Below are 4,693 nucleotides of genomic sequence, written 5' to 3'. Positions count from 1 at the left end.
GGAATGACGGCCCGGGTCCCGCACGCCCCGCTGGCACGCGGCTGCCGCCCCCGCGGCTGCCGCGCCCCCGCGCGCCGTGTGCACGGCCGACGGGTGCGGTACGTGATCGGCGACGAGCCCGGTCAGGTCAATGGCATGCGATGGCGCACGGGGTCCGCGCTGTAGCGAGCCCCGGCCGACGTACCGCACCACCTCTGTCGTACGTGCGACCGCACCGCCCGGCCACCCGGCCGGACGGCGGCTCCGCCCATGGCGCATACGGTGAATCCACCCATTGCGATGTCGAGGAGCATGTCGGATGTCATCTGACTTCTTCATCCCGGACCCGGAGGGTCTGATCCCCAGCGCCGAGGGGTATTTCGGTGCGTTCGGCGGCAAGTTCATCCCGGAGGCGCTCGTCGCCGCCGTGGACGAGGTCGCCGTCGAGTACGACAAGGCGAAGGCCGACCCGGCCTTCGCCGCCGAGCTCAACGAGCTCATGGTCAACTACACCGGCCGGCCCAGCGCGCTGACCGAGGTCCCCCGCTTCGCGGAGCACGCGGGCGGCGCCCGGATCTTCCTCAAGCGCGAGGACCTCAACCACACCGGCTCGCACAAGATCAACAACGTGCTGGGCCAGGCGCTGCTCACCAGGCGCATGGGCAAGACCCGGGTCATCGCCGAGACCGGCGCCGGCCAGCACGGCGTCGCCACCGCGACCGCCTGCGCGCTCTTCGGCCTCGAATGCACCATCTACATGGGCGAGATCGACACCGAGCGACAGGCGCTGAACGTGGCGCGGATGCGGATGCTCGGCGCCGAGGTCATCGCGGTGAAGTCCGGCTCCAGGACCCTGAAGGACGCCATCAACGAGGCGTTCCGCGACTGGGTCGCCAATGTGGACCGCACGCACTACCTCTTCGGCACCGTCGCCGGACCGCACCCCTTCCCGACCATGGTCCGCGACTTCCACCGGGTCATCGGCGTCGAGGCCCGCCGCCAGATCCTGGAGCGCACCGGCCGGCTGCCGGACGCCGCCATCGCCTGCGTCGGCGGCGGCTCCAACGCCATCGGGCTCTTCCACGCCTTCATCCCGGACGCGCGCGTCCGGCTGATCGGCTGCGAGCCCGCCGGACACGGCGTGGAGACCGGCGAGCACGCGGCGACCCTGACCGCGGGCGAGCCCGGCATCCTGCACGGCTCGCGCAGCTACGTCCTCCAGGACGACGAGGGCCAGATCACCGAGCCGTACTCCATCTCGGCGGGTCTCGACTACCCCGGCATCGGCCCGGAGCACTCGTACCTCAAGGACATCGGCCGCGGCGAGTACCGCGCGGTCACCGACGACGCCGCCATGCAGTCGCTGCGCCTCCTGTCCCGCACCGAAGGGATCATTCCGGCCATCGAGAGCGCCCATGCGCTGGCCGGAGCCCTGGAGGTCGGCAAGGAGCTCGGCAAGGACGGGCTGATCGTGGTCAACCTGTCCGGCCGCGGCGACAAGGACATGGACACCGCAGCCCGCTACTTCGGGCTGTACGACGAGACCGACGGGGTTGTCGAGGCCGACGTGGCGGACGGGGAAGAGGAGGTCACCAAGTGAGCGGCAATGTGGAGTTGTTGGGTTCCTCCCTCGCGCAGGCGAAGGCGGAGGACAGGGCCGCGCTCATCGCGTACCTCCCGGCCGGGTTCCCGACCGTCGACGGTGCGATCGAGGCCGTGAAGGCGGTCGTCGCGGGCGGTGCGGACATCGTCGAGGTGGGGCTGCCGCACAGCGACCCGGTGCTCGACGGACCGGTCATCCAGACCGCCGACGACATCGCCCTGCGCGGCGGCGTGAAGATCGCCGACGTGATGCGCACGGTCCGTGAGGCGTACGAGGCGACCGGTGCCCCGATCCTCGTCATGACGTACTGGAACCCGATCGACCGGTACGGCGTCGAGCGCTTCACCGCCGAGCTCGCCGAGGCGGGCGGCGCCGGGTGCATCCTGCCCGACCTGCCGGTCCAGGAGTCCGCGCTGTGGCGCGAGCACGCCGACAAGCACGGTCTCGCGACCGTCTTCGTCGTCGCGCCGAGCAGCAAGGACGAGCGCCTCGCCACCATCACCGAGGCCGGCTCCGGCTTCGTCTACGCGGCCTCGCTGATGGGTGTCACCGGCACCCGCGAGTCGGTCGGCGAGCAGGCCCAGGATCTGGTCGGGCGCACCCGCGCCACGACGGACCTGCCGGTCTGCGTCGGTCTGGGGGTCTCCAACGCCCGGCAGGCCGCCGAGGTCGCGGGCTTCGCCGACGGGGTGATCGTCGGCTCCGCCTTCGTCAAGGCGATGCTGGACGCCCCCGACGAGGCGGCCGGTCTGGCCGCCGTCCGCTCCCTGGCGGGCGATCTCGCCGAAGGCGTTCGAAAGCGCTGAATCGGGTGTCACCCAAAGGGGTGGACCTGGACCGGGGAGGCACGCGCGTGCCTCCCCGGTTCGTTGCTGCGGGTGTGAGCGAGAAGAACGAACAGGGAAAAAGGGCCGCGCGAGACCGGCTCGTACAGCAGCGTGAGCGCCAGAAGGCGAGCGAGCGCCGCAGGCGCACGCTGATCGTCGCCGGCGCGGTGGTCGGCGTGCTGGGGCTGGCCGCCGTCGTCGGCGTGATCGCCGCGAATTCGGGCGGCAAGGGAAAGAGCGAGGCGGGGGGTCCCCTCGTCGCCCCGTCCGGCGCGACCGGGAAGGACAGCCTGGCCATCCGGGTCGGCGCGGACGACGCCCCGTCCACCCTCACCATCTGGGAGGATTTCCGCTGCCCGGTCTGCGCCCAGTTCGAGAACGCGTTCCGCGACACGATCCACCAGCTGGAGAAGACCGGACAGATCAAGACCGAGTACCACCTCGCCACGATCATCGACGGCAATCTCGGCGGCAGCGGCTCGCTGCGGGCGGCCAATGCCGCGGCCTGCGCACAGGATGTCGGCAAGTTCTCCGCGTACCACGACGTGCTCTACCGCAACCAGCCGCAGGAGACCGTCGACGACTTCAGTGACAACGCCAAGCTGATCGAGCTCTCGGGGAAGGTCCCGGGACTCGACACCCCCGGCTTCCGCAGCTGTGTGGACGACGGCAAGCACGACGGCTGGGTCAAGAAGTCCAACACGGCGTTCCGGAACGGCGGATTCCAGGGCACCCCGACCGCGATGCTCAACGGGGAACCGATCTTCCCGAAGAAGGGGAACGAGCCGTTCACCGAGGCGAACCTGAAGCAGTGGGTGGCCGAGGCCAACAAGGGCAAGAAGCCGGGCATGGTCACCCCGGCCCCGTCCGGTTCCTGACCCGTCCCCGGGCATGGTCCGGCAGGGGGAACAGATGACCTGCCCGTTACCCAGACGTTGTCGGGTGGGTTGCCGTACGCCCCACCCGGCAAGGTAGCGTCGACCTTGCCATGGACCTTGCCTACATTCCCAGCCCGTCGACCGGCGTGATCGATCTCGGCCCGATCCCGCTCCGCGGCTACGCGTTCTGCATCATCATCGGTGTCTTCGTCGCCGTCTGGTTCGGCAACAAGCGCTGGGTCGCCCGGGGCGGCAGATCCGGCACTGTCGCCGACATCGCCGTCTGGGCCGTGCCCTTCGGCCTGGTCGGTGGCCGGCTCTACCACGTGATCACCGACTACCAGCTGTACTTCAGCGAGGGTGAGAACTGGGTCGACGCCTTCAAGATCTGGCAGGGCGGCCTCGGGATCTGGGGCGCGATCGCGCTCGGTGCCGTCGGCGCCTGGATCGGCTGCCGCCGTCGCGGGATTCCGCTGCCCGCCTGGGCCGACGCGCTCGCCCCCGGCATCGCCCTGGCCCAGGCCTGTGGCCGCTGGGGCAACTGGTTCAACCAGGAGCTGTACGGCAAGGCGACCGATCTGCCGTGGGCGCTGAAGATCAGTGAAGGACCCAACCGGGTCGCCGGCACCTACCACCCGACCTTCCTCTACGAGTCGCTGTGGTGCATCGGTGTCGCCCTGCTGGTGATCTGGGCGGACCGCCGCTTCAAGCTCGGACACGGCCGGGCGTTCGCCCTCTACGTCGCCGCGTACTGCGCGGGGCGGGGCTGGATCGAGTACATGCGGGTCGACGAGGCGCACCACATCCTGGGCCTGCGCCTGAACGTGTGGACCGCGCTGATCGTGTTCGTGCTGGCGGTGGTGTACATCGTGATCTCGGCGAAGGTGCGGCCGGGGCGCGAGGAGATCGTGGAGCCGGGCGCCGCGGAGGACGCGGCGGCAGCGGAGGACGCCGGTGACGCCAAGGGCGACGCGGCCGCCGAGTCCGCCAACGATGCCGAGGGCGATGCGGACAAGCGTGACGCGGATCAGGGCGACGCGGACCAGGGCCCGAAGGGCGACGGTGACGCCGAGCCCACGGATGCCGCCAGGACACCGGAGAAGAACGGCGCCGCGGAGGCGGCCAAGAACGGCTGAGCCGGCCGTGTGAACCCGTGTGAGGCCCCGGACCGACTGGTCCGGGGCCTCACGTTTGTCCTCGATCACTGGTTCTCGGTCACCGGTTCCCGGTCGGATGTCCGCGATCTCCCGTCCTCAATCGCCGGACGGGCTCGATTCGCCGGCCAGCGCCAGCGTTCTGCGGGCCGAGGCCCCTCCCGGAGCACCTTGTTGTACGCCACGACCCGCTCCTGCACCGATGCCCGCCGGGCCATCGCGGGCGCTCCCATGTCGTCCGCGTCGCCCAGC

At 70.6% G+C, this 4,693-nt stretch carries 5 protein-coding genes and 1 pseudogene; 5 read left to right on the top strand and 1 reads right to left on the bottom strand.

The features are described 5' to 3' along the window. The first annotated feature begins 3 nt into the window (after positions 1–3). The 5 genes from ABZY11_RS42965 (at position 4) to lgt (ending at position 4,423) form a co-directional block, all read left to right on the top strand. Entirely contained in the window at positions 4–165 is a 162-nt protein-coding gene (locus tag ABZY11_RS42965) for a tryptophan synthase subunit(beta) (protein WP_356484381.1), read from the top strand. Between the two features lie 133 nt (positions 166–298). Continuing rightward, the gene (gene trpB, locus ABZY11_RS42960; protein ID WP_356484380.1) at positions 299–1,579 is read left to right on the top strand and encodes a tryptophan synthase subunit beta; all 1,281 of its coding nucleotides are present in this window, start codon (positions 299–301) and stop codon (positions 1,577–1,579) included. After that, positions 1,576–2,388: a tryptophan synthase subunit alpha gene (gene trpA / locus ABZY11_RS42955; protein ID WP_356484379.1), complete on the top strand. Its 813-nt coding sequence runs from the start codon at positions 1,576–1,578 to the stop codon at positions 2,386–2,388. The genes trpB and trpA overlap by 4 nt, the downstream gene beginning before the upstream one ends. Positions 2,389–2,462: 74 nt before the next feature. Further along, positions 2,463–3,287 carry a thioredoxin domain-containing protein gene (locus ABZY11_RS42950; RefSeq protein ID WP_356484378.1) on the top strand — a complete coding sequence of 275 codons (825 nt, stop codon included), beginning with the start codon at positions 2,463–2,465 and terminating at the stop codon, positions 3,285–3,287. A 110-nt stretch (positions 3,288–3,397) separates the two neighbouring features. Next, positions 3,398–4,423 (top strand): prolipoprotein diacylglyceryl transferase, encoded by a 1,026-nt coding sequence (gene lgt, locus ABZY11_RS42945; protein ID WP_356484377.1) that lies wholly within the window; start codon positions 3,398–3,400, stop codon positions 4,421–4,423. Between the two features lie 65 nt (positions 4,424–4,488). Here lgt and ABZY11_RS42940 read toward each other — a convergent pair. After that, positions 4,489–4,693 (bottom strand): annotated as a pseudogene (locus ABZY11_RS42940) (hypothetical protein); the annotation flags it as partial.

Source organism: Streptomyces sp. NPDC006510, from assembly GCF_040611955.1.
In the GTDB taxonomy this organism is placed as follows: domain Bacteria; phylum Actinomycetota; class Actinomycetes; order Streptomycetales; family Streptomycetaceae; genus Streptomyces.
This window is presented reverse-complemented; position numbering and strand designations above follow the sequence as displayed.